This window comes from Pantoea anthophila (genome assembly GCF_006494375.1).
Taxonomy (GTDB): domain Bacteria; phylum Pseudomonadota; class Gammaproteobacteria; order Enterobacterales; family Enterobacteriaceae; genus Pantoea; species Pantoea anthophila.
In genome coordinates this window covers 213,504-238,228 of record NZ_VHIZ01000041.1, presented here as the reverse complement: position 1 = coordinate 238,228, position 24,725 = coordinate 213,504, and the positions used below count along the sequence as shown (strand labels likewise).

The following is a 24,725-nucleotide window of genomic DNA, read 5'->3' as shown; positions in this document are numbered from 1 at the left end:
ACGCTTTCCTCCTTCAGAGTCAACCTCTTTTTCAGAAGTTTTTCTCCGGCGGCTCAGTCTCCTGAACCTTCAACCCGTTTCCCGTTGCCGGTGTGCCGTGTCGATGGAGGCGCATTATAGGGAGTTTCCGCGGGCTGACAAGTGTTTCTTTGAATTAATTTGCTGAGCGCATCTTTTTTAAACGAACGGGTTAAAAACAGACGTTTCATGCCTGAATAACGCACAAAAACCGCCATTAAACGTTGTAAAGAGACCTGCCGTGGCGGATTGCGGGTGCTATTATTTTGCTTCTTGTCGCAGGATAACCCCAGAAGGACACTCAATGATAAGATCCGCGCGCAGCATGGCCGGTTTGCCATGGATAGCTGCCATGGCCTTTTTCATGCAGTCACTCGACGCCACCATACTGAATACTGCACTGCCCGCCATCGCCTCCAGCCTCGATCGTTCTCCCCTGGCCATGCAATCCGCCGTTATCAGCTACACCCTGACTGTTGCTATGTTGATTCCGGTCAGCGGCTGGCTTGCCGATCGCTTCGGCACGCGTAAGGTGTTTATCGTTGCCGTGTCACTGTTTACCCTTGGCTCACTGGCCTGTGCGCTTTCGCCTACGCTGTCGGTGCTGGTTATGTCACGCATCGTGCAGGGCGTCGGCGGCGCCATGATGATGCCGGTTGCCCGACTGGCGCTGTTGCGGGCCTATCCGCGCAGTGAGCTGCTGCCGGTGCTCAACTTTGTCACCATGCCAGGATTAGTGGGTCCGATACTGGGACCGATGCTGGGCGGCGTTCTGGTCACCTACGCCACCTGGCACTGGATTTTCCTGATCAACATTCCAATAGGCATTCTCGGTATTGTCTTTGCACGCAAATATATGCCGGACTTCACCACCCCCAAGCGCCGCTTCGACTTTGCAGGCTTCCTATTATTCGGGGCCGGACTGGTGATGATATCAATCGGTATTGAGCTGTTTGGCGAGCGGATTGTCTCAGCCTGGCTGGCGGGCGGGATATTACTGGGCGGGATTGTACTGTTACTTCTCTATATAGTGCATGCCCGGCGTCACCCTTCACCGCTGATCAGCCTGCCGATGTTTAAAACCCGCACCTTCTCAGTCGGCATCGGTGGCAACATCGCGTCACGTCTCGGCACGGGCTGTGTGCCCTTTTTAATGCCACTGATGTTGCAGGTCGGTTTTGGCTATTCAGCGATTATCGCAGGCTGCATGATGGCTCCCACCGCGATTGGCTCTATCCTGGCGAAATCTACGGTGACCCAGCTGCTGCGCTGGCTGGGATATCGCCGCCTGCTGGTCGGCATTACCGCCATCATTGGCATTCTGATCGCCAGCTTCTCCCTGCAGTCGCCTGCTGAGAGCATTATTGTGCTGTTACTGCCGCTGTTTATTCTCGGCATGGCCATGTCGACACAGTTCACGGCCATGAACACGATCACGCTGGCCGATCTGGATGATGACAACGCCAGCGGCGGCAACAGCGTGCTGGCCGTGACGCAGCAGTTAGCGATCAGTTTTGGTGTGGCCGTCAGCGCCGCGGTACTGCGCTTCTATCAGGAGTTTGAAACCAGCACCATTTCACAGTTTCACGCCACGTTTCTGACCATGGGCGTGATAACCGTCTTCTCCGGGCTGACCTTTATGCTGCTGAAAAACGGGGATGGACGTAACCTGATCACCAATCGCGACAGGAAGAAAAAGGCTTAAGCCGACCCACGCACCACGAGTTCCGGCGTCAGCACCAGCGTCTGCTGGCTGGCGTCGGGATCGCTGAGACGATGGATCAAGGTGTCTATCGCCAGTTCGCCCAGGGCATCTTTTGGCTGATGAACGGTACTCAGTGGCGGAGAAAGATAGCGCGCCAGTTCGATATCGTCATAGCCCATGACCGCCATCTGCTGCGGAACCTGCAGTCCCGCCTGATAGAGCGCATGGTAAACGCCGACCGCCATGGCGTCGTTGCTGGTGAACACCGCATCCGGTGGCGTGTCCAGTGCCAGCAGCTCTACCATCCCGTTGTAACCGCCCTGAAATTCAAAGTCACCGCTCACCACGTAGCCTGGCAGGATCTCAAGGCCGCTTTTTGTCATGGCGTTGCGATACCCCTGCAGACGCATGCGGGCTGGAGTCTTATCCTGCGGGCCGGCGATACAGGCGATGCGGGTATAGCCGCTGTCGATAAGATGCTGAGTTGCCAGTTCGCCTCCCAGCAGCGCGTTATCCTGAATAATGTCGCCCCGCCCTTCAAATGGCGCCCAGTCCATCATGACGGCCGGGATAGAGGGGTAGCGATTCAGAATGTCTGCGGAAGGAAGGTGACTTTCGGTGCACATAATCAGTAAGCCATCGACGCGCTTTTGCATCAGCGTCTCAAGGCTGCGGTTCATCCGCTCCTCATCCCCGGCGGTGTTACAGAGGATCAGGCTGTAGCCACGCTGATAGCAGCTCTCTTCTACGCCCCGCACCACCTCCGCATAGAACGGGTTACTACTGGTGGTCAGCAACATGCCTATCGTGTGGGTCTGGTTGATCTTCAGACTGCGCGCCAGTGCCGAGGGGGCGTAATTCAGATGACGTATCGCCTGCTCGACTTTTTCCCGCACGCCTTCACTGACAAAGCGATTGTTGTTGATGACGTGCGAGACGGTGGAGGTAGAGACGCCCGCCAGGCGAGCGACATCTTTCATGGTACTCAAGCGCTTAGCCCTGCTGCTGCAAAAATTCATCGATCTCCGCGCGCCAGGGCACGGAGGGCTGCGCACCCGAGCGGGTCACGGCAATCGCGGCGGCGGCGTGGGCAAATCGTACGGCCTCATAGATCGGCTTCTGCTCCAGTCGTGCGGTAATAAACGCACCATTAAAGGTATCGCCCGCCGCGATAGTATCGATCGCCTTCACGCTGAAGCCTGCAATGCGCTGGCCCTCACCCTGTTCGCTCAGCCAGACGCCGCGGCGCCCCAGCGTAATCAACACCGTGCCGATGCCCTTTGCATGTAACACTGCCGCGGCGCGGGCAGCATCTTCATCGCTGTTGACGGCGATGCCGGTCAGGCTCTCCGCTTCGGTCTCATTCGGCGTAATAATGTCGACCAGCGCCAGCAGGTCGTCAGAGAGCGGGGTGGCCGGGGCCGGATTGAGAATCACCTGGGTCTGATGCTGTCGGGCAAACGTGGCCGCGGCCAGTACGCTCTCCAGCGGTGACTCCAGCTGCATAAGAAGCGCATCGGCTGCAGCGATGACCGGCTGATGACGCGCCACGCAGGCAGGCGTTAACGCCGCGTTGGCACCGGCGTAGATACCGATACTGTTTTCGCCGTCACCGTTAACGAAAATCATCGCCACGCCGGTAGATTCACCCGCAACCACTTCAACCGGGGTGGTATCAATATTGTCCTGCGCCAGCTGCTGACGAATCCGTTCACCCATGTCGTCAGCGCCCACACAGGCGATAAAGGCGATATCGGCTCCTGCGCGACCGGCGGCAACCGCCTGATTCGCACCTTTACCGCCAAACGCAATCTGATAATTCTGCCCGATCACCGTTTCACCGGGACGAGGAAAGTGCGCCAGATTAAGGATGTGGTCAGCGTTAATGCTGCCAAGAACGGCCAGTTTTGCGTTTTTGCTCATTAGGGGAGTCCGGAATAAGTGCGCCACCGGAAGGGTGGCGCGGTGCCCTGCTTTTCTTTGAGTTATTGAGTGACCAGCTTCAGGTCGACCGGATTGATCGCCTGCACTTTTTCACTCTTCAGCACTTTATCAGCGGTATCCACGCCGATCATGCCAATTTTGTCCGGCATCTGTGCCACGGTCGCGGACAGTTTGCCACTTTCTACCGCTTTCACGCCATCCGCCGTGCCGTCAAAACCGACCACGATCACACCGGTTTTACCGGCGGTCTGCAGCGCGCGCAGAGCACCCAGAGCCATTTCATCGTTCTGCGCGAAGACGGCCTGCACATCCGGGTGGGCCTGCAGCAGGTTCTGCATAACGTTCAGCCCTTTGGTGCGGTCAAAGTCAGCGGGCTGGCTGGCGAGGATCTGGAACTTATGCGCATCGGCCGCCTGTTTGAAACCTTCGCCACGTTCACGGGCCGCGGAGGTCCCGGCAATGCCCTGCAGCTCAATAATTTTCGCGTTTTCACCGACTTTTTTGGCGATGAAGTCACCGGCCATTTTACCGCCGAACCGGTTATCGGAGGCGACATGGCTGACAACTTTGCCCTGTGACGCGACGCGATCCAGTGTGATGACCGGGATGTTCGCCTGATTAGCCATCTTCACGGCATTACCTACAGCATCCGAGTCGGTAGGGTTGATCAGCAGCAGTTTAGTGCCGCGCACCGTCAGATCCTGCACGTTTGCCAGCTCTTTCGCCGGATTGTTTTGTGAATCCAGCACCACCAGGTTGTAGCCCAGCTTATCGGCTTCTTTCTGCGCACCCTCTTTCAGCGAAACGAAGAAGGGGTTATTGAGGGTCGAAACCACCAGGGCGATGGTCTCTTTTGCCATGGCGCTGGTACTGAGGGTTGCGCCAAGGATGATGGCCAGTGCGGTTAACTTTTTCATCTTATTATCCTGTGTAAGGTCAGAGTTATTTACTGCTTTTATTATCCACCAGCACCGCCAGCAGGATGACTACCGCTTTAACGATCATCTGGTAGTAAGAAGAGACGCCCATCAGGTTCAGGCCGTTGTTCAGGAAGCCGAGGATCAGCGCACCGATCAGCGTGCCGAAAATACGCCCTTTACCGCCCGCCAGACTGGTGCCACCCAGCACCACCGCGGCAATCGCATCCAGCTCGTAGCCGGTGCCCGCAGTAGGCTGTGCCGAAGAGAGACGGGCCACTTCAATCGTGCCCGCCAGCGCCGCCAGCATGCCACTCAGTGAATAGACGATGATTTTGACGCGATTCACATTGATGCCGGAGAGACGGGTAGCCGCTTCGTTACCGCCCAGCGCATAGATATAACGGCCCAGGCGGGTATGCTGCAGCATGTACCAGGCGGCGATAAAGACCAGCGCCATCAGCCAGACGGGTGCAGGCACACCCAGCGGGCGACCAATCCCAAACCAGCCCAGCAAATCGGCATTGGCGCTGAATCCGGTGTTAATCGGGCTGCCGTCGGTATAGACCATGGTAACGCCGCGTAACAGCAGCATCATGACCAGCGTGGCAATAAACGCCTGTACCCTGCCGCGCGCCACGATGGTGCCGGTCAGGGCACCGATTGCCGCTCCCAGCGCCAGCGAGGCCGCCACCGCCACCAGGGCATTGACCTCCATACCCACCAGCGACGCGCCTACCGCACCGGTCAGTGCCAGCAGCGATCCCACAGAGAGGTCGATACCGGAAGTCAGGATCACCAGCGTCATCCCGACCGCCATAATGGCATTCACTGAGGTCTGCTGCAGGATGTTGAACAGGTTCGCGACGGTAAAGAAGTTCGGACTCTGACTGGCGACCACGGCGATCAGCACCATCAGCGCAATCAGCGACTTCTGCTCCAGTAACCAGCTTTTGCTAAACCAGCGGCGGCTGGCAGGTAACGTTTGGGTTGTCATACCACTAAATCCTCGCTGTGTTGCTTGCCTACGGCGGCGGCCATCAGACGTTCCTGAGTGGCGTCTTCCCGGGAAAATTCGCCGCTGATACGGCCTTCATGCATCACCAGAATCCGGTCGCTCATGCCCAGCACTTCCGGCATTTCCGAGGAAACGAGGATGATGCTCAGCCCTTCGGCCTTGAACTGGTTAATCAGTTGATAAATCTCTTTCTTCGCGCCGACATCCACACCGCGGGTCGGTTCGTCCAGAATCAGTACGTTGGGCCGGGTCATCAGTCCGCGGGCAATCGCCACTTTCTGCTGGTTACCCCCGGAAAGCAGGCCAATCGGCTGCTCCATTGAGGGCGTTTTCACATTGAACAGCCGGATAAAATCGCCGACCGCCAGCTGCTCTGCCGCGTGCTTCAGTGACCCGCTGCCGCGACTGAAATAACGTAACGCCGTCAGCGACATGTTCTCTTTTACCGACATGCCCAGCACCAGGCCGTCGCGCTTACGATCCTCGGAGATATAGACGATGCCGTTAGCCAGCCCATCCTGTGGCGAACGCGTTACCACTTCGCGGCCGCTGAGCCACAGTTTGCCTTCGTGGCGCGGCAGCGCGCCGTAAAGCACCTTCATCAGTTCGGTACGGCCCGCGCCCATCAGGCCGGAGATACCCAGAATTTCGCCTTTGCGCAGGCTGAAGCTGACCTTATCCACGCCCGGTCCGCTGACGTTTTCCACTTTCAGGCGCACGTCGCCGGGCGCCTGATCCAGACGGGGATATTGATCTTCCAGTTTGCGCCCGACCATCATCTCGATCAGGCTCTCTTCGGTCAGCGCGCTGACCGGACGCTCCGCAATAAACTGCCCGTCGCGGAACACCGTGACGTCATCGCAGATCTCAAAGATCTCTTTCATGCGATGCGAGATGTAGACGATGCCGCAGCCCTGCGCTTTCAGCTCATTGATCACCCGGAACAGTGACAGCGTTTCGGTGTCGGTCAGCGCGTCGGTCGGCTCATCCATGATGATCACCTGCGATTCAAAGCTCAGCACTTTGGCGATTTCGACCATTTGCTGATCGCCAATCGACAGCTCGCCCACCAGCTTGTGGCTGCTGAAGCGCAGATTGAGGCGTTTGAGCAGCGCGTCGGCTTCGGCATACATGCGTTGCCACTGAATGCGGCCAAACCGGCTGACATATTCGCGACCAAGAAAAATGTTCTCCGCCACGGTTAACTGCGGGATCAGGTTCAGTTCCTGATGGATGATGCCAATGCCCGCTTCCTGCGACGCTTTCGGCCCACTGAAGCGGGTCTCTTTGCCGAGCCAGCGCAGCGTACCGGCATCATACTGGTAGATCCCGGTCAGGACTTTCATCATGGTGGACTTGCCTGCGCCGTTCTCTCCGACCAGCGCCATCACGCGACCTGCGCGGACATTCAGCGAGGCACCCTTAAGGGCTTTCACCCCCGGAAAGGATTTTTCAATGCCGTCGAGTTGCAGTAAAGGTTGCATAGCGGCCTCAGAAGGTCACACCGGCGCTGAGGATGACATTGGCAAACGGAGAGCACTCCCCGCTGCGAATGACCGCCTGGCTACGCTGCGTGTGTTGTTTGAACAGTTCATGCGAGAGGTAGCGGATGGTGATGACGTTCCCCTGCTGCTGCTGCAGGGCTTCGAGTGCGGCAATCAGCGCACGGTGAAGAGGGGGATTGTGCTGCTGAATCTCCTCCGCAATCAGGGCGCTTTCTACCTGCATCTCCAGGGCAACCGCATTCACCACCTGCATAAAATCGGGCGTACCCGGCGTGAGCGCCAGATCAATACGCTGCGGACCGGCCGGAATCGGCAGGCCAGCATCCGCAATCGTCAGCGTATCCGTGTGTCCCAGGCGGGCAATCACATGAGAGAGTTCAGCGTTTAACAGGCGACCTTTTTTCATCTTTTCACTCCACAGCGAAACGTTTCGCTGACAGGAGTGTATGAAATGCCGCCATCAACTCAACCGGCAAAGAAGAAATCTGTGATCGCTATCGAAACGTTTCGCTTACGCGGGCGAGAATTTGAATTAGGGCAGGAGAGGGGCTGAAAAAAGGATCGTGAAGGCAGTCTCAGGCGGCTGGCAAACTTAACGCCGGAAAAAACGGGCAGCAAGGGTTCAGCACCAGACAGAGAGGAGATGGACAGAGGAGGAAAGCGTCCCGCGCCGGGAGAGGCGCGGGCCTGAAAAAAAGATTAAGGCAGTTTCTTAACCTGTTTGACGTCCATCTCAATGCTGTTGAAATCTTTATCCAGCTCACCCGTCAGCTCAACATTGTCTTTCGGTGAGATGGTCTGGCCGTTCCAGTGCTTGTGGTCGATTTCGACTTTCATCGTGCCGGTCTGGTCGCGGAACAGATAATCTTCATCGCCGATCTGTTTCTCCAGCTTGCCGCGCACGGTGATCCAGCTGTCATCTTTCATCTCTTCCGCCTGCTTCACCGTCACCACACTGGTCTGGTCGGCACGAAAACCGCCCTGGCCAGCGGCAGCCTTCGTCTGTGCGGCGGGCGCACTGGGATCAACAAATCCGCCCTGCTGTGCAGCAAAAACCGGCGCGGAAGCCAGCATAACGACGGTCAGAATAGCAGCGTGCTTTTTCATGGTGTACCCCTTTTTTAGTGGTCGGTCCGGGTGGAACAGGCCCAGTTGACCACAGAGTTCTTAACAGCTTCTTAAGCATTAAAAATAGACGATATTTGCCGGAATCCGCTGTACAAGCAGGAGGTGGCTTCGTATAAAACGCTATCGGAACAGGGAGACATCATGCGTATTTTACTGATTGAAGACGATCGCTTAATTGGTGACGGTATTAAGGCAGGGCTGAGCAGGCTGGGCTTCAGCGTTGACTGGTTTACCTCCGGTGAGGCGGGCTTTAACGCGCTGGACGCGGCCCCCTGGGATGCGGTGATTCTGGATCTCTCTCTGCCCGAACGCGACGGGCTCGATATTCTGCGACAGTGGCGGCAGCAGGGCAAAGATGTTCCGGTGTTAATCCTGACCGCGCGCGATGCACTCGACCAGCGGGTCGAAGGGCTGCAGCAGGGCGCCGATGACTATCTGTGTAAACCTTTTGCCCTGACCGAGGTGGCCGCGCGCCTGCAGGCGTTGATTCGCCGTCGGCACGGTCAGCTTCAGCCTGAACTTCGTCACGGCAATGTGGTGCTGATCCCCGGCGGTCACAGCGTGATGCGTGAGGGGGAAACCATTGCGCTGAAAAACCGGGAGCTGGCGCTGCTGGAGCTGTTTATGCGAAACCCCGGCCGGGTACTGACGCGCAGCCAGCTGGAGGAGAAGCTCTACAGCTGGGATGCCGATGTCTCCAGCAATGCGGTGGAGGTGCATATCCATCATCTGCGTAAAAAACTGGGCAGTCAGTTCATCCGCACGCTGCACGGCGTCGGCTATACCCTGGGAGCCGCTGAATGCGATCAATGAGCCTGTTTCTGCGGCTTGGCATCGGTTTTGTGCTGCTGGTCGCTCTCTGCTGGGTCAGCGCCAGCCTCAGTGCCTGGCATCAGACGCGTGAAACCCTGGATGAACTCTTCGATACCCAGCAGATGCTGCTGGCAAAGCGTCTGCTGACACTGGATTTTTCGACGCTGGAGAACACCACGCTGCCAAAAACCAAAGCGATCCTGCACCACCATCGCGGCGAACAGGATGATGACGCCCTGGCGTTTGCCGTCTTCACGCATGACGGCAGGCAGGTGATGAACGATGGGGATAATGGCCGCTATCTGCCGTTCGACGCAGCGTCTCAGGGATTCCATGAAGGTCAGCTCACGAATGATGATGACCGCTGGCGGTTTGTCTGGCTCACCACTCCCGACAAGCAGTTTCGTGTGGTGGTCGGCCAGGAGCTGGAATACCGGGATGACATGACGCAGGACGTAATGAAAGCGAGCGTGCTGCCCTGGTTGATCGCGCTGCCGTTTATGTTGCTGCTGCTGATGGGGCTGGTCTGGTCTGAACTGCGCCCGCTGAAGAGGCTGGCGAAGCAGCTGGCGCAGCGCGCGCCCGATGATGATACGCCGCTGCAGGCCGGGCGGGTGCCGAAAGAGGTCCAGCCGCTGATGGTGGCGCTGAATGGCCTCTTCCGCCGCATCAGCGCCATGATGCAGCGCGAACGGCGCTTTACCGCCGATGCGGCGCACGAGCTGCGCAGTCCGCTGGCTGCACTGCAGGTGCAAAGCGAGGTCATTCAGCTGACGGCGGATGATGAGGTGATGCGCACCCATGCGCTGCAGCAGCTGGATGCCGGGATCCTGCGCGCCACGCGGCTGGTGGATCAGCTGCTGACGCTCTCGCGGGTGGAAGCCGACGATGCGCGCAGTGCCTTCGGGCCGGTGGCGCTGAAGCGCACGGTTCAGGAGACGCTGGCCGCCCAGCTGCCGCTGGCGGATAAAGCGGGCGTGACGCTGCGGCTGCATGCCGACGCCGATCCGCAGATTCAGGGGCATGCGCTGCTGCTGTCACTGCTGGTGCGTAATCTGCTGGATAACGCCATTCGTTATACGCCAGCAGGCAGTGAAGTTGATGTGCGGTTACAGGCGAACAGCTTGGCGGTGGAGGATAACGGCGAGGGATTGAGTGAAGCCGACCGGCAACGTCTTGGTGAGCGTTTCTGGCGACCGCCCGGTCAGGAGAAGAGTGGCAGCGGACTAGGACTCTCGATTGTGCGTAATATTGCCCAGCTGCACGGGATGCAGGTGAGCTTCAGCCAGCGTCCCGGCAGCGGCCTGTGCGTCACGCTGCGCTGGTCCGCGCCCACCCCGTAAGGCGGGCGCGACCCGTCAAATCTCGACCTGAGTGCCCAGCTCGATAACCCGGTTTGGCGGGATCTCGAACTGGTCGGGTGCGCGCAGTGCGTTGCGCTGCAGCGCCAGGAAGAGTTTGCCGCGCAGGCGCAGATACCAGGGGCGTTTGCCGATGATCAGCGACTCGTGCGACATAAAGAACGACGTCTCCATCATGCGGCAGTTCAGCCCTTCCAGCCCGCAGCGATGGAAAATCTCCTCAACGTTAGGCGTTTCACGCCAGCCGTAACTGGCGACCACCCGCCAGAAGGTCGGTGAGAGCTGCTCAATCGTCACACGCCGCACGTTGTGAACGTAGGGCGCATCTTCCGTTCTCAGCGTCAGCAGCACCACGCGCTCATGCAATACCTTGTTGTGCTTGAGGTTATGCAGCATGGCAAACGGAATCACATTCAGCGCACGCGACATATAGACCGCGGTGCCCGGCACGCGAACCGGCGGCGATTTCTCCAGCGAGGCGATCATCGCCTCCAGGGAATTACCGTGCTCATGCATGCGACGCAGCAGGCGGAAACGCTCGCTTTTCCACGTCGTCATAATGATAAACATCACCAGACCGAGGCAGAGCGGCAGCCAGCCACCGGAGAAGATTTTCACCAGGTTGGCGGTAAACAGCGGCACGTCGATAAAGAGCAGCAGCACCAGGATGAGGCCGACGGCCAGCTTTTGCCAGTGCCAGTTTTTAATGGCCACGGTGCAGACGAGGATCGAGGTCAGGACCATGGTGCCGGTCACGGCGATACCGTAGGCCGCCGCCAGGTTACTCGAATGCTCAAAGCTGATAATCACAATCAGCACGGCGAAATAGAGCACCCAGTTGATGGCCGGAATATAGATCTGACCCGATTCGCGCTCAGAGGTGTGGATGATACGCATCCCTGGCAGATAGCCCAGTCGCACCGCCTGACGCGTCAGCGAGAAGACGCCAGAGATAACCGCCTGTGAGGCGATAACGGTAGCCAGCGTCGCCAGAATCAGCATCGGGATCAGCGCCCAGTCCGGGGCCAGCAGGAAGAAGGGGTTTTTAATGGCTTTCGGATCGCTGAGCAGCAGCGCGCCCTGACCAAAATAGTTCAGCACCAGCGACGGCAGCACCACCGAGAACCAGGCCAGCCGGATCGGCACTTTGCCGAAGTGGCCCATATCTGCATAGAGTGCCTCCACGCCGGTAATCGCCAGCACGACGGCGCCCAGCGCGAAGAACGAGACCGACTTATAGTGCAGGAAGAACTCAATGGCATAGGCGGGATTGAGCGCGTGCAGCACTTCCGGGTTTTTCATGATGCCGCAGGCCCCCAGGACCGCCAGCACCAGGAACCAGATCAGCATCACGGGCGCGAACAGTTTGCCCACCATACCGGTGCCATGTTTCTGAATCACAAACAGCAGCGTCAGCACCGCAATCGACATCGGCACAATAAAAGGATCCAGTGACGGCGCGGCAATCTCCAGACCCTCAATCGCGGACATCACCGAAATGGCCGGAGTGATCACCACCTCCCCGTAGAAGAAGCTGCCGCCAATCAGTCCCATGATCACCAGCACCGCCGTGGCGCGCGCACCGGTGTGGCGGCCCGCCAGCGACATCAGGGTCAGAATACCGCCCTCTCCGGCGTTGTCGGCGCGCATCACATAACTGATATATTTGAGTGAGACCACCAGCACCAGCAGCCAGAAAATCAGCGACAGAAAGCCAAACACCGCTTCCCGTTCAACGCCGAAACCAAACTGTCCGGAGAGACATTCACGCAGGGTGTAGAGCGGACTGGTGCCGATATCCCCGTAAACAACACCAATCGCGGCCAGCGTTAATCCGGGAAGTGACTGCTTATTATCTGAGCTCATAGAGTTATCTTTTGTTGGAGTCTGAGAGGCGCAAACACCCCTCGCTCAGGCCATCAAAAAGCGCACAGTATGCACGTATTGGTGAAAATTCCTATACCCGCTTCGCCTTGCTCGCCGGATAACGGGGGCGCTTCAGGCGGTAAAATGTCAGTGGATACCGCGTGATAGCAGGCAAACCTTCTGATACAAAAAAGCTGACAGCTATCAACGCTTTCACGCATGATGATCTATAGAGTAAGGCGCTTGCTTAAGCGCGGCGGCCCGTCGATCGTAAGGACATTGAAGTGATTATGGCTCAACCCCATCTTTTGGCAGAAAGAATTTCTCGCCTGAGCAATGCGTTAGAAAAAGGATTGTATGAGCGGCATCATGCCATTCGCCTTTGCCTGCTGGCGGCGCTGAGCGGTGAAAGCGTGTTCCTGCTGGGCCCGCCCGGCATCGCCAAGAGCCTGATAGCACGCCGCCTCAAATATGCCTTTCAGCACGCCCGCGCCTTTGAATATCTGATGACCCGTTTCTCGACGCCGGAAGAGGTGTTTGGCCCGCTCTCTATTCAGGCGCTGAAGGATGAAGGGCGCTATCAGCGCCTCACTAAAGGGTATCTGCCCGACGCAGAGATTGTTTTTCTGGATGAGATCTGGAAAGCCGGCCCGGCGATTCTGAATACCCTGCTGACCGCCATCAACGAACGCCGCTTCCGCAATGGTGACAGCGAAGAGACCATCCCGATGCGTCTGCTGGTCACCGCCTCCAATGAACTCCCGGAAGCGGACAGCGGTCTTGAGGCGCTCTATGACCGGATGCTGATCCGCCTGTGGCTGGATAACGTGCATGAGAAGCAGAACTTCCGCAGCATGCTGACTCACCAGCAGGATGAACACGCCAATCCGGTGGCGGAATCTCTGCGCATCAGTGATGAGGAGTATGCGCAGTGGCAGCTCAGCATCAGCCAGGTGGGCCTGCCGGATGCCGTTTTCGAGCTGATCTATCAGCTGCGTCAGCAGCTTGAGAGCCAGCCTGCCGCCCCCTACATTTCCGATCGTCGCTGGAAAAAAGCCATTCACCTGTTACAGGCCAGCGCCTTTTACAGCGGACGCAGCGCGATTGCGCCGATAGACCTGATCCTGCTGAAAGATTGCCTCTGGCACGACGTGGCGTCCATGCAGCTGCTGGAACGCGAAATCGACCAGCTGATGACACAACACGCCTGGCAGCAGCAGCCGATGCTGCTGAAACTGCATCAGATCAAAGCCCGTCGTCTGGCGCTGCAGCAACAGCAGAGCGTGGCGCAGGCCATCACGCTGGAGAAGCACAGCGGCATGTTCAGCCGCAAGCCGCACTACGATATGCCCGAAAGCCTCACCGACGAGCAACTGACGCTGATGCTGCAAAAGCCGCTGATGCTGCACGATATGCAGGTTACCCACCTGGTCATCGCGCGTGATGCGCTGAACCAGTGGCTGCAGAAAGGGGGCGAGGTGCGCGGCAAGCTCAACGGCATCGGCTTTGCTCAGAGCCTGGATCTTCAGGTGGATGCGCAGCACTGCCTGGCGATCCGCGATGTCAGTCTGCAGTCGTCGCGGCTGACCCTGCCCGGCGTCAGCAACAGCGAGCCGCTGCCCGGTGAGATTACCGAGGCGCTGGATGCACTGGAGAGTGAACTGCGCACCCAGCGGCATCTCTTCAGTCAGCATCAGCGCTGCCTGTTTATCAGCGACGACTGGCTGGCGCGGGTCGAAACCAGCCTGCAGGATGTGGCAGAGCAGCTGAAACAGGCGCGTAAATGATCTCCGTGGAGACGCTCAGCACCCTGCTCTCGGTGGGGGAGACCGAACTGATTGAAGAGCTGATCGTCGCCCTGCTGGCCTCCCCACAGCTTGCGCTGTTTTTTGAAAAGTTTCCCGGGCTGAAAAAAGCGCTGCTACGCGATGTGCCGCGCTGGCGGGCCGAGATCAACGCGGAACTCAAAGCCACCCCGGTTCCGGCCACGCTGGCAGAGGAGTTTCAGCTCTTTCAGCGGGTTCAGCTCCTCAGCGATCGTGAATTCATCCACCAGCTGGATGCGACGCTTCAGGCGCTGCAAAGCCTGCCTTCGCCCTTCCTGGATGAAGCGAACCGGCTGTTGCAGCACACCGATATCCACCATCTCAGCAGCGCGCAGCACCAGCTTTTTCTGCAGCGCTGGCGGCTGAGTCTGACCTTACAGACCCTGACCCTGAATCAGCAGCTGCTGGAGCAGCAGCGCGAACGCCTGCTGGCGGAGCTGCAGCAGCGCATGGCGCTGAGCGGTCAGCTGGCCCCGATCCTGGGGGACGATGATGAAGCGGCGGCAGGCCGGTTATGGGACATGAGCAAAGCGTCACTGCAGCCCGGCGACTATCAGCTGATGCTGCAATATGGTGATTTTCTCGCGCAGCAACCGGAGCTGCTGAAGCTGGCACAGCAGCTGGGCCGCAGTCGGGAGGCTAAATCGGTGCCGTCACAGGATGCCCCGATGGAGGCCTTTCACCATCTGGTGCAGGAGCCCGCGTCCGTGCCGGAAGAGGTGAGCGGCATTCATCAGAGCGATGACGTGCTGCGTCTGCTGCCGCCGGAGTTAGCCGCGCTGAGCATCAGCGAACTGGAGCTGGAGTTTTACCGGCGCCTGGTTGAGAAACGGCTGCTGACCTACCGTCTGCAGGGCGAGGCCTGGCACGAAAAAGTGACGATGCGGCCGGCCAGCCATCAGCAGCATGAGGAGCAGCCCCGCGGGCCGTTTATCGTCTGCGTAGATACCTCCGGCTCCATGGGGGGCTTCAACGAGCGCTGCGCAAAAGCGTTTTGTCTGGCGCTGCTGAAAGTCGCGCTGGCCGACCGGCGTCGCTGCTACATCATGCTGTTTGCCCATGAAGTCATCGGCTACGAGCTGACCGGGGAAGATGGGCTGGAACAGGCGATTCGCTTTCTCAGCCAGCGCTTTCGTGGTGGCACCGATCTGGCCGCCTGCCTCTCCTCGGTGGTGAACAGGATGGAGGGCGCACTGTGGCAGGAAGCGGATGCGGTCATCGTCTCCGATTTCATCGCCCAGCGTCTGCCGGAAGAGGTGATCGGGGCGATAAAACAGCGCCAGCGACACAATCAGCAACGTTTTCACGCTGTGGCCATGTCGGCCCACGGGAAACCCGGTATTCTGCGCATCTTCGACCATATCTGGCGTTTCGATACCGGCATGAAAAGCCGCCTTCTGCGTCACTGGCGCCGTTAAGTCATCTGGCAGAAAAGCTTCTTTGCTATAGTTTACCGTTTCACTTACTCAGCAATCTGGAGCTTCCTGTGACGCTTGCTCAACCCCATCGCGATCTGCCTGCACCTACGCGGACGTTATTGCTCTCCGGCCAGAATAGCGAACAAAAACGTGCCGATTTGCTGGCCTATTTCCATCAGACCTGGGACCAGTATGAGAGTCTGTTTACCTGTCTGGCGGATCCGCAGGCCTGGTTCACCAAAGCCATTCCGCTGCGCCACCCCCTGATTTTCTATTTCGGTCACACGGCGACCTTCTACATTAATAAGCTGATGGCCGGACGTCTCATCGACGCGCGTCTGAACGATCGCATCGAAGCGATGATGGCGATTGGGGTGGATGAGATGAGCTGGGACGATCTCAACGACAGTCACTACGACTGGCCCACCGTCGATGAAGTGCGTGAATACCGGGGACGTGTGAAAGCCCTGGTCAGCGATCTCATCCAGACCATGCCGCTGACTCTGCCGATCGACTGGGAAAGTCCGGCCTGGGTGATCCTGATGGGCATCGAGCATGAGCGCATCCATCTGGAAACCTCCAGCGTGCTGATCCGCCAGCTTCCGATTGAGTGGGTTAAGCCGCAGTCCGCATGGCCCATCTGTCCGCTGGCGCGTCACCAGCGTCAGGCCGTTCCGGCCAACGCCCTGCTGCCGATGCCCGGCGGCACGGTCACGCTGGGTAAAACTGACGACACCTACGGCTGGGATAATGAGTATGGCCGCCAGCAGATTACGCTGCAGCCGTTCCAGGCGAGCAAAATGCTGGTCAGCAACGCAGAATTTCTGGTCTTCGTCGAGGCGGGGGGATATCAGGATCGTCGCTGGTGGGATGATGAAGGCTGGGGCTGGTGTCAGTTTGCCAAAGCAGAGATGCCCACCTTCTGGGTTGGCACACCAGCGATGCCCGATCAGCTGAAACTGCGTCTGATGTGTGAAGAGGTGGCGATGCCCTGGGACTGGCCTGCCGAGGTCAATCAGCTGGAAGCCGCCGCCTTCTGCCGCTGGAAAGCAGATCAGACGGGGCTGGCGATTCAGCTTCCCTGCGAAGCGGAGTGGACTCAGCTGCGCGAACAGGTTGCCGGCGACCAGCCACACTGGGAGCAGGCACCGGGCAACATTAACCTGGCTTACTGGGCCTCCTCGTCACCGGTCGATCTGTTCGCCCAGGGCGACTTCTTCGATATCGTCGGCAACGTCTGGCAGTGGACCACCACGCCAATTAACGGCTTCGAAGGCTTCCGGGTCCATCCGCTTTACGACGATTTCTCGACGCCGACGTTTGATGGTAAACACTCGCTGATCAAAGGGGGCAGCTGGATATCCACCGGCAATGAAGCCCTGAAATCGGCACGCTATGCGTTTCGCCGCCACTTCTTCCAGCATGCCGGTTTCCGCTATGTGGTGTCCGGGCACAGGGAGAGCATGGCGCTGAATCCGTATGAGTCTGACGCCATGGTGTCGCAGTATCTCGACTTCCAGTATGGCCCGCGCTATTTCGGCGTGGAAAACTATGCCGAAAGCCTGGTGAAGCTGGCGCTGAATTACACCCGCGCCCGGGGCGACGCCCTGGATATCGGCTGCGCGACCGGACGCGCCAGTTTCGAACTGGCTCGCCACTTCGAACGCGTCACCGGCATGGACTACTCGGCGCGCTTCATTGATGTGGCGCTGCAGCTGACCAGCGGTGAAGATTTCCGCTATCTCCTGCCTCAGGAGGGCGATCTGGTCGAGTATCGTCAGGTTCGCCTGAAAGATTTCGATCTGGAGAGCGATCTGGCGCAGCGAATCCGCTTTGTGCAGGGGGACGCCTGCAACCTGAAGCCGCAACCGGCCGGTTACGATCTGGTGCTTGCCTCCAATCTGATCGATCGTCTGCGTCAGCCCGCGCGCTTCCTGCAGGATGTGACGCCGATGCTGCGTCCGGGCGGCATTCTGCTGCTCTCATCGCCTTACACCTGGCTGGAAGATTTCACGCCGAAAGAGAACTGGCTGGGCGGCGTGCGGGAAAACGGAGAGGCCCTGACGACCCTGCAGGCGCTGCAACGGCTGCTGGCCGCCGACTTCGAGCTGATCGATGAACCGCAGGATGTGCCGTTCGTGATCCGCGAAACGGCCCGCAAGTTCCAGCATACGCTGGCGCAGGTCACCGTCTGGCGCAAACGCTAAGCAACCCGGCAGCGGCGCCCGTCGCTGCCGGGAGTTGCCTGAATCACTATTTTGCTGCACATTCACCCTTGTTCACTTAAGCAGACCCACAACGAGGATGGCCATGGCCGAACATCTGCAGCTCGACAATCTGGATCGCGGCATTCTGAATGCCCTGCTGGAGAATGCGCGCACCGCTTACGCCGAGCTGGCAAAGCAGTTTAATGTCAGTCCCGGCACCATTCATGTGCGCGTGGAGAAGATGAAGCAGGCGGGTATTATCCTGGGCACGCGGGTGGATATCGATCCGCGCCAGCTGGGGTTTGATGTCTGCTGCTTTATCGGCATTATCCTGAAGAGCGCGCGTGACTATCCGGCGGCGCTGAGCAAACTGGATGCGCTGGATGAGGTGGTTGAAGCCTGGTACACCACCGGTCACTACAGCATCTTTATTAAGGTGATGTGCCGGTCAATCGATGCCCTGCAGCAGGTGCTGATCAACAAGATCCAGACCATTGATGAAATTCAGTCAACCGAAACCCTGATCTCGCTGCAAAACCCAATCATGCGTACCATCAAGCCCTGATCGTTCCTTTCCCTGTGCATAATCTTATCCCTGACGAATGTGGCGGCTGACAACGGCTGCGTTCGCCTTTCCCGATCCATTAACCCTATTGTCCACAGGTGGATCACCGCTTGATCACAGCGTACAATGCTCGCCTTACTGTCCGGGAGAGCAAGATGGCCGATATTACCTTAATCAGTGGCAGTACTCTGGGAAGCGCCGAGTATGTGGCTGAACATCTGGAAGAAAAATTACAGGAAGCAGGCTTCTCCACGCAGCTGCTGCATGGCCCGGAGCTGGATGAGGTGCCGCAGACCGGTATCTGGCTGGTGGTCTGCTCAACGCATGGTGCCGGCGATATTCCTGACAATCTGCTGCCACTCGCTGAAGTCATCCGCGACAGCCAGCCCGATCTTTCTCAGGTTCGCTTTGGCGCTGTCGGACTCGGCAACCATGAGTACGATCTCTTTTGCGGCGCGATCCGCCAGATTGATGCGCTGCTGACCGCACAGGGGGCACAGCGGATAGGCGATCGTCTGGAGATTGACGTGCTGGAGCATGAGATCCCCGAAGATCCGGCAGAGGCCTGGCTGGAAACGTGGAAAAACGCGATCTGAATCGTGGACGGGGATCGCGAAATAGTGACGATCCCCAGTGGAAGATGCTGATTTTATCCTTTTCCGCTCGTTTATTTTGTGGATAACTACCCTCTTTTACTGCGTATAACCGGTAGTTATCCAAAGAACAACCGATGCATATTTTTTGAGCTGTGTATAACCTAAGGTTTTGATCCCAGCTTATACGGATCAGGATCACCGATCACTCACAGCTAGTGATCCTGCCCATCCTGTTGTTTATGCAATGCTTCTGGCACATATCCACAGGAGGCCGGGATCCTAATAAGAGATCTAACAGAAAGATCATATACAGATCTAAGATCCTTTCTTTTAAAACCGGACGATCCCGCGGCTTTCACCCCAGACGGAATTTGAGTAGAATCCACGCCCCAGGACGACGATCCTGCACGTTCATCAACCGAGGTACCACTTCATGTTTTATCAGGATCCTTTTGACGTCATCGTAATTGGTGGTGGTCATGCGGGCACCGAAGCCGCAATGGCGGCAGCCCGAATGGGTCAGCAAACCCTGTTACTCACCCATAACATTGATACGCTTGGACAAATGTCCTGCAACCCGGCGATCGGTGGCATTGGCAAAGGACATTTGGTGAAGGAAGTGGATGCCCTGGGGGGTCTGATGGCCCATGCGATCGACCAGGCAGGTATCCAGTTTAGGATACTAAACGCCAGCAAAGGGCCGGCGGTGCGGGCCACCCGTGCTCAGGCCGATCGCGTGCTCTATCGCCAGGCGGTGCGCACTGCCCTGGAGAACCAGCCTAACCTGATGATCTTCCAGCAGGCGGTCGACGATCTCATCGTTGAAAACGATCGTGTGGTGGGTGCCGTGACTCAGATGGGACTCAAGTTCCGCGCGAAAACCGTGGTACTGACCGTCGGAACCTTCCTGGACGGCAAAATTCATATCGGTCTGGACAACTACAGTGGCGGTCGCGCAGGTGATCCCCCGTCCATTCCGCTGGCAAAACGACTTCGCGCGCTGCCGCTGCGGGTAAACCGCCTCAAAACCGGCACGCCGCCGCGCATTGACGCTCGCACCATCGATTTTTCAGTGCTGAGCCCGCAGCATGGGGATAACCCGATGCCGGTCTTCTCGTTTATGGGCAGTGCCGCTCAGCATCCGCAGCAGGTGCCGTGCTGGATCACTCATACCAATGAGAAAACCCACAACGTGATCCGCGAAAACCTGGATCGCAGCCCGATGTACGCCGGGATCATCGAAGGGATCGGCCCGCGCTACTGCCCGTCGATCGAAGACAAAGTCATGCGCTTTGCCGATCGTAACTCGCATCAGATCTTCCTGGAGCCGGAAGGGCTGACCAGTAATGAGATCTACCCGAACGGTATCTCTACCAGCCTGCCGTTTGACGTGCAGATGCAGATCGTCCGCTCAATGAAGGGGATGGAGAATGCGAAGATCGTGCGTCCGGGTTATGCCATCGAGTATGACTTCTTCGATCCGCGCGATCTCAAACCGACGCTGGAGAGTAAGTTTATCGACGGCCTCTTCTTTGCCGGACAGATCAACGGCACAACCGGTTATGAAGAAGCCGCTGCGCAGGGGATGCTGGCCGGTCTGAACGCCGCGCGTCAATCTGCTGACAAAGAAGGCTGGGCACCGCGTCGCGATCAGGCTTATCTGGGCGTGCTGGTTGATGACCTCTGTACGCTCGGCACCAAAGAGCCGTACCGGATGTTCACCTCCCGTGCCGAATACCGTCTGATGCTGCGCGAAGACAATGCCGATCTGCGTCTGACCGAAACCGGCCGTGAACTGGGTCTGGTCGATGATGCACGCTGGGCGCGCTTCAATCAGAAGCTGGAAGCGATTGAGCAGGAGCGTCAGCGTCTGCGCGATATCTGGGTTCATCCAAAATCCGAACACGTTTCCGACGTCAATACGGTGCTCAGCGCACCGCTGACCAAAGAAGCGAGTGGTGAAGATCTGCTGCGTCGTCCAGAGATGACCTATCTGAAGCTGATGGCGCTGGAGGCCTTCGGCCCGGCACTGTCTGATGAGCAGGCCGCTGAGCAGGTTGAGATTCAGGTGAAGTATGAAGGCTACATCGCGCGTCAGCAGGAAGAGATCGATCGTCAGTTGCGTAATGAGAACACGCTGCTGCCGGTTGAGCTCGACTATCGCCAGGTGAATGGACTCTCCAATGAGGTGATCGCCAAGCTGAACGATCACAAGCCGACGTCGATCGGGCAGGCGACGCGCATTTCCGGAATTACCCCGGCGGCCATCTCGATTCTGCTTATTTACCTGAAAAAACAGGGTCTGCTGCGCAAAAGCGCCTGATCTTAAACGGGGCGAGGAGACTCGCCCCCGCTGAATGGACTTATGCTGTGATTAACACACTCACGTCGCTGCTCAATGCAGCCGGTATTTCCCTCTCCGATCAACAAAAACAGCAGCTGGTTGCCTATGTCGGCCTGCTGGATAAGTGGAACAAAGCCTACAACCTGACCTCCGTCCGCGATCCGCAGCAGATGCTGGTGCGTCATATCCTCGACAGTATCGTGGTGGCGCCGCATCTTCAGGGCACACGCTTTATTGATGTTGGCACCGGACCGGGTCTGCCAGGCATTCCGCTGGCTATCGTCATGCCGGATGCGCACTTTACGCTGCTCGACAGTCTGGGCAAGCGGGTCCGGTTCCTGCGTCAGGTTCAGCATGAGTTAGGACTTACTAACATCACGCCGGTCCAGAGCCGGGTAGAGACCTTTCCGGCGGAACCCCCGTTCGACGGGGTGATCAGCCGTGCTTTTGCCTCCCTGACCGATATGGTGACCTGGTGTCATCATCTGCCGGGAAGGGAAGGGCGCTTCTTTGCGCTGAAAGGGGTGCGACCAGACGATGAAATTGCCGCTTTACCGGCGGGCTTTGGGGTAGATTCCGTCATCAGACTGCAGGTGCCTCAGCTGGACGGTGACCGCCACCTGGTCATTCTGCGTCACCAGTAGCCTTATTGTCAGCAGGGTCTTAGCGCGTTTCCGCCTCAGGCCCTCTCAGGCGGCTGATTAAAAAAAACGCAGACGAGATCGGTGTGATAAAAGTTTTTGATTAAACGCGCGCGGTAAGAAGGTTAAAAAGGCCGATGGAAATTATCCGAAAAGCTCTGTTACATTTAACCTTTAATTCACATTTGGTTATCAGAAATATCACTTGTATAGCTGGGTAGCGGAATAAAAATAGTCACGTCAGAAAATATATCGCGGTAATAACCTGCCGTGCGTAATATCAGTTTCACGATTCTCAGGCACAGTTCGATGTCAATAGCCTGTTTTCCGGGAAATTACGCTTTCCGCTACAGCGATCTAATTTTAAGTGGCTGATTCACATAGGCTTAACCGATGCAGGCCGGGCGCTGAAATAGCACCCCGATAAAACTCATTCTGGCGCAGGTGCTTATTATGTGATCTAAAGCACGCTTTAAAAGCAAGACGCCAGTGAATTTTCAGTCCGATTCAGATGAATTCCGGCAGGGTAATCTTTGGAAAAATAGCCCTCCGGAAAGAAATTTAAATAATTGTTCACCTTTTCGCTACTTACCGATTGAAATCGCAGGTGCGGCCCGTATAATTTGCACGGCTTTTGCTGCTTGACTCAACTGCGCAAAGGCAGTCTTATACGACACGCGACATACCCCTGATGGGGCAGGAGAGTATCAGCGTCATGTCAGTGTCTCTTTACAGTGTGAAATTCGCCCGAACGGTGCTGATGATTCAGCTGGTGACGATAGTCATCATCGGCGCACTCTTTGCTGTTAAAGATGTCACGTGGGGTGTCTCTGCTCTTGCTGGCGGAGCGGCAGCCTGGCTGCCAAACGTATTGTTTTTGTTTTTAGCCTGGCGCCTGCAGGGGCAATCCCCCGCTTCGGGGCGAGTCGCGTGGAGCTTCGCTTTAGGTGAAATAGCCAAAGTGTTTGCGACCATCATTTTGCTCATTGTGGCGTTGGGTCTATTCGGCGCGGTCTTCTGGCCGGTCGGAATAACCTGGTTATCGGTGCTGGTGGTACACATGCTGGCACCGGCGGTAATTAACAACAAAGGGTAAGAGGCATCATGGCTGCAGGAGAAATCTCTACTCCGCAAGAGTACATTGGTCACCACCTGACTCATCTTCAGTTGGACCTGCGTACCTTCGAGTTAGTGAATCCGCACGACGCTCCCGCGACGTTCTGGGTATTAAATATCGATTCCATGTTTTTCTCTCTGGTGCTGGGAGTTATCTTCCTGGTGTTGTTCCGTAGCGTGGCGAAGTCTGTCACCAGCGGTGTGCCAGGGAAAATGCAGGCGGCTATCGAACTGGTTGTCGGCTTCGTTGATAGTAACGTGCGCGACATGTATCACGGTAAGAGTAAACTTATCGCCCCGCTGGCTCTGACAATCTTTGTCTGGGTCTTCCTGATGAACTTCATGGATCTGCTGCCAATCGACCTGCTGCCTTATATCGGCGAGCACGTATTGGGGTTACCGGCGCTGCGCGTCGTACCGTCTGCAGACGTGAACATCACGCTCTCTATGGCGTTGGGCGTATTTATTTTGATTCTGTTCTACAGCGTCAAAATGAAAGGCATTGGCGGCTTCACGAAAGAGCTGACGCTGCAGCCTTTTAACCACCCGATCTTCATCCCGATCAACCTGATTCTGGAAGGTGTAAGCCTGCTGTCTAAGCCTGTTTCACTGGGTTTACGACTGTTCGGTAACATGTATGCGGGTGAACTGATCTTTATCCTTATTGCCGGTCTGTTGCCGTGGTGGTCACAGTGGGTGCTGAATGTGCCGTGGGCCATTTTCCACATCCTGATCATTTCGCTACAGGCTTTCATTTTCATGGTCCTCACGATCGTCTATCTGTCGATGGCATCTGAAGAGCATTGATTTTTTTCTCAACACTACTTTCCCTCCTGATTCCGGGTGGCAGCGCACGCCGCTGAAGCCCGGAAGATGAAGGGAGCATTTAACTGAAACAAACTGGAGACTGTCATGGAAAACCTGAATATGGATCTGCTGTACATGGCTGCCGCTGTGATGATGGGCCTGGCGGCAATCGGTGCTGCGATCGGTATCGGCATCCTCGGAGGAAAATTCCTGGAAGGCGCTGCTCGTCAGCCTGACCTGATTCCTCTGCTGCGTACGCAGTTCTTTGTTGTAATGGGTCTGGTGGATGCAATCCCGATGATCGCTGTTGGTCTGGGTCTGTACGTGATGTTTGCTGTCGCCTAAAGCCCTGTGTTCACTCAGCGCACAATGTGCAGGGGTGAACGGATTCTGCCGCTTATCGCTGATAACGGCAGAAAAGTTAAATACTCAATCTAGAGGCATTGTGCTGTGAACATTAATGCAACAATCCTCGGCCAGGCTATCGCGTTCATCCTGTTTGTCGCGTTCTGCATGAAGTACGTATGGCCGCCGATTATGGCTGCCATCGAAAAGCGCCAGAAAGAAATTGCTGAAGGCCTTGCTTCTGCTGAACGTGCGAAGAAAGATTTGGATCTCGCGCAGGCTAATGCGACCGACCAGCTGAAAAAAGCCAAAGAAGACGCTCAGGTCATTATCGAGCAGGCGAACAAGCGTCGCACGCAGATTCTGGACGAAGCCAAAACCGAAGCTGAAAACGAACGTAATCGTATCGTGGCACAAGCGCAGGCGGAAATTGACGCCGAACGTAAACGTGCACGTGAAGAACTGCGTAAGCAAGTCGCGTTGCTGGCTATGGCTGGCGCCGAGAAGATCATCGAACGCTCCGTGGATGAAGCTGCTAACAGCGACATCGTTGATAAACTGGTCGCTGAACTGTAAGGAGGGAGG

Annotated in this window: 22 protein-coding genes; 14 read left to right on the top strand and 8 right to left on the bottom strand. The window is 57.3% G+C overall.

Annotated elements, in window-relative coordinates; translation table 11 throughout:
• Positions 1–322: 322 nt before the first annotated feature.
• The gene (gene mdtD / locus FJW00_RS10795; RefSeq protein ID WP_009088174.1) at positions 323–1,723 is read left to right on the top strand and encodes a multidrug transporter subunit MdtD; all 1,401 of its coding nucleotides are present in this window, start codon (positions 323–325) and stop codon (positions 1,721–1,723) included.
• Here mdtD and rbsR read toward each other — a convergent pair.
• The 7 genes from rbsR to FJW00_RS10760 form a co-directional block, all read right to left on the bottom strand.
• Positions 1,720–2,712, bottom strand: coding sequence for a ribose operon transcriptional repressor RbsR (gene rbsR, locus FJW00_RS10790; protein ID WP_009088175.1), 993 nt, complete (start codon positions 2,710–2,712; stop codon positions 1,720–1,722). The genes mdtD and rbsR overlap by 4 nt on opposite strands.
• Positions 2,713–2,716: 4 nt before the next feature.
• A complete protein-coding gene (gene rbsK / locus FJW00_RS10785) occupies positions 2,717–3,646 on the bottom strand; it encodes a ribokinase (protein ID WP_058957199.1) in 930 nt (309 codons plus the stop codon).
• A gap of 62 nt (positions 3,647–3,708) precedes the next feature.
• A complete protein-coding gene (rbsB, locus tag FJW00_RS10780; RefSeq protein ID WP_140924031.1) occupies positions 3,709–4,584 on the bottom strand; it encodes a ribose ABC transporter substrate-binding protein RbsB in 876 nt (291 codons plus the stop codon).
• Positions 4,585–4,609: 25 nt separating this feature from the next.
• Positions 4,610–5,581: a ribose ABC transporter permease gene (rbsC, locus tag FJW00_RS10775; RefSeq protein ID WP_009088178.1), complete on the bottom strand. Its 972-nt coding sequence runs from the start codon at positions 5,579–5,581 to the stop codon at positions 4,610–4,612.
• A complete protein-coding gene (rbsA, locus tag FJW00_RS10770; RefSeq protein WP_058957198.1) occupies positions 5,578–7,086 on the bottom strand; it encodes a ribose ABC transporter ATP-binding protein RbsA in 1,509 nt (502 codons plus the stop codon). The genes rbsC and rbsA overlap by 4 nt, the downstream gene beginning before the upstream one ends.
• A gap of 7 nt (positions 7,087–7,093) precedes the next feature.
• A complete protein-coding gene (gene rbsD / locus FJW00_RS10765) occupies positions 7,094–7,513 on the bottom strand; it encodes a D-ribose pyranase (RefSeq protein ID WP_140924029.1) in 420 nt (139 codons plus the stop codon).
• Between the two features lie 293 nt (positions 7,514–7,806).
• Positions 7,807–8,214 carry a YgiW/YdeI family stress tolerance OB fold protein gene (locus FJW00_RS10760; RefSeq protein ID WP_009088181.1) on the bottom strand — a complete coding sequence of 136 codons (408 nt, stop codon included), beginning with the start codon at positions 8,212–8,214 and terminating at the stop codon, positions 7,807–7,809.
• Between the two features lie 162 nt (positions 8,215–8,376).
• On the opposite strand from FJW00_RS10760, the gene qseB reads away from it, so the two are divergent.
• Both qseB and qseC read left to right on the top strand, forming a co-directional pair.
• Entirely contained in the window at positions 8,377–9,048 is a 672-nt protein-coding gene (gene qseB, locus FJW00_RS10755; protein ID WP_140924027.1) for a quorum sensing response regulator transcription factor QseB, read from the top strand.
• Positions 9,036–10,391 carry a quorum sensing histidine kinase QseC gene (gene qseC / locus FJW00_RS10750; RefSeq protein WP_111208001.1) on the top strand — a complete coding sequence of 452 codons (1,356 nt, stop codon included), beginning with the start codon at positions 9,036–9,038 and terminating at the stop codon, positions 10,389–10,391. Before qseB ends, qseC begins: the two co-directional genes overlap by 13 nt.
• Positions 10,392–10,406: 15 nt before the next feature.
• Here qseC and kup read toward each other — a convergent pair whose 3' ends face one another.
• Positions 10,407–12,275 carry a low affinity potassium transporter Kup gene (gene kup, locus FJW00_RS10745; RefSeq protein ID WP_009088184.1) on the bottom strand — a complete coding sequence of 623 codons (1,869 nt, stop codon included), beginning with the start codon at positions 12,273–12,275 and terminating at the stop codon, positions 10,407–10,409.
• A 290-nt stretch (positions 12,276–12,565) separates the two neighbouring features.
• Between kup and ravA the strand changes: the two genes are divergently transcribed.
• From ravA to atpF, 11 genes are all read left to right on the top strand, one after another.
• Positions 12,566–14,062: an ATPase RavA gene (ravA, locus tag FJW00_RS10740; protein WP_009088185.1), complete on the top strand. Its 1,497-nt coding sequence runs from the start codon at positions 12,566–12,568 to the stop codon at positions 14,060–14,062.
• Complete coding sequence (viaA, locus tag FJW00_RS10735; protein WP_009088186.1) at positions 14,059–15,519, top strand: ATPase RavA stimulator ViaA; 1,461 nt, start codon at positions 14,059–14,061, stop codon at positions 15,517–15,519. The genes ravA and viaA overlap by 4 nt, the downstream gene beginning before the upstream one ends.
• A gap of 68 nt (positions 15,520–15,587) precedes the next feature.
• The gene (gene ovoA, locus FJW00_RS10730) at positions 15,588–17,726 is read left to right on the top strand and encodes a 5-histidylcysteine sulfoxide synthase (RefSeq protein WP_140924025.1); all 2,139 of its coding nucleotides are present in this window, start codon (positions 15,588–15,590) and stop codon (positions 17,724–17,726) included.
• A 103-nt stretch (positions 17,727–17,829) separates the two neighbouring features.
• Positions 17,830–18,291 (top strand): transcriptional regulator AsnC, encoded by a 462-nt coding sequence (gene asnC / locus FJW00_RS10725; protein WP_009088190.1) that lies wholly within the window; start codon positions 17,830–17,832, stop codon positions 18,289–18,291.
• Between the two features lie 155 nt (positions 18,292–18,446).
• Positions 18,447–18,887: an FMN-binding protein MioC gene (gene mioC / locus FJW00_RS10720; RefSeq protein WP_140924023.1), complete on the top strand. Its 441-nt coding sequence runs from the start codon at positions 18,447–18,449 to the stop codon at positions 18,885–18,887.
• 433 nt (positions 18,888–19,320) lie between these two features.
• Positions 19,321–21,210, top strand: coding sequence for a tRNA uridine-5-carboxymethylaminomethyl(34) synthesis enzyme MnmG (gene mnmG, locus FJW00_RS10715; RefSeq protein ID WP_140924021.1), 1,890 nt, complete (start codon positions 19,321–19,323; stop codon positions 21,208–21,210).
• A gap of 47 nt (positions 21,211–21,257) precedes the next feature.
• Positions 21,258–21,875, top strand: a complete 618-nt coding sequence (rsmG, locus tag FJW00_RS10710; protein ID WP_140924019.1) for a 16S rRNA (guanine(527)-N(7))-methyltransferase RsmG — start codon at positions 21,258–21,260, stop codon at positions 21,873–21,875.
• 712 nt (positions 21,876–22,587) lie between these two features.
• Positions 22,588–22,968, top strand: a complete 381-nt coding sequence (gene atpI / locus FJW00_RS10705; RefSeq protein WP_009088196.1) for a F0F1 ATP synthase subunit I — start codon at positions 22,588–22,590, stop codon at positions 22,966–22,968.
• Positions 22,969–22,976: 8 nt separating this feature from the next.
• Complete coding sequence (gene atpB, locus FJW00_RS10700; RefSeq protein WP_009088198.1) at positions 22,977–23,795, top strand: F0F1 ATP synthase subunit A; 819 nt, start codon at positions 22,977–22,979, stop codon at positions 23,793–23,795.
• 105 nt (positions 23,796–23,900) lie between these two features.
• Positions 23,901–24,140 (top strand): F0F1 ATP synthase subunit C, encoded by a 240-nt coding sequence (gene atpE / locus FJW00_RS10695; RefSeq protein WP_003849523.1) that lies wholly within the window; start codon positions 23,901–23,903, stop codon positions 24,138–24,140.
• 105 nt (positions 24,141–24,245) lie between these two features.
• Positions 24,246–24,716: a F0F1 ATP synthase subunit B gene (gene atpF, locus FJW00_RS10690; RefSeq protein WP_009088200.1), complete on the top strand. Its 471-nt coding sequence runs from the start codon at positions 24,246–24,248 to the stop codon at positions 24,714–24,716.
• The last annotated feature ends 9 nt before the right edge of the window (positions 24,717–24,725 follow it).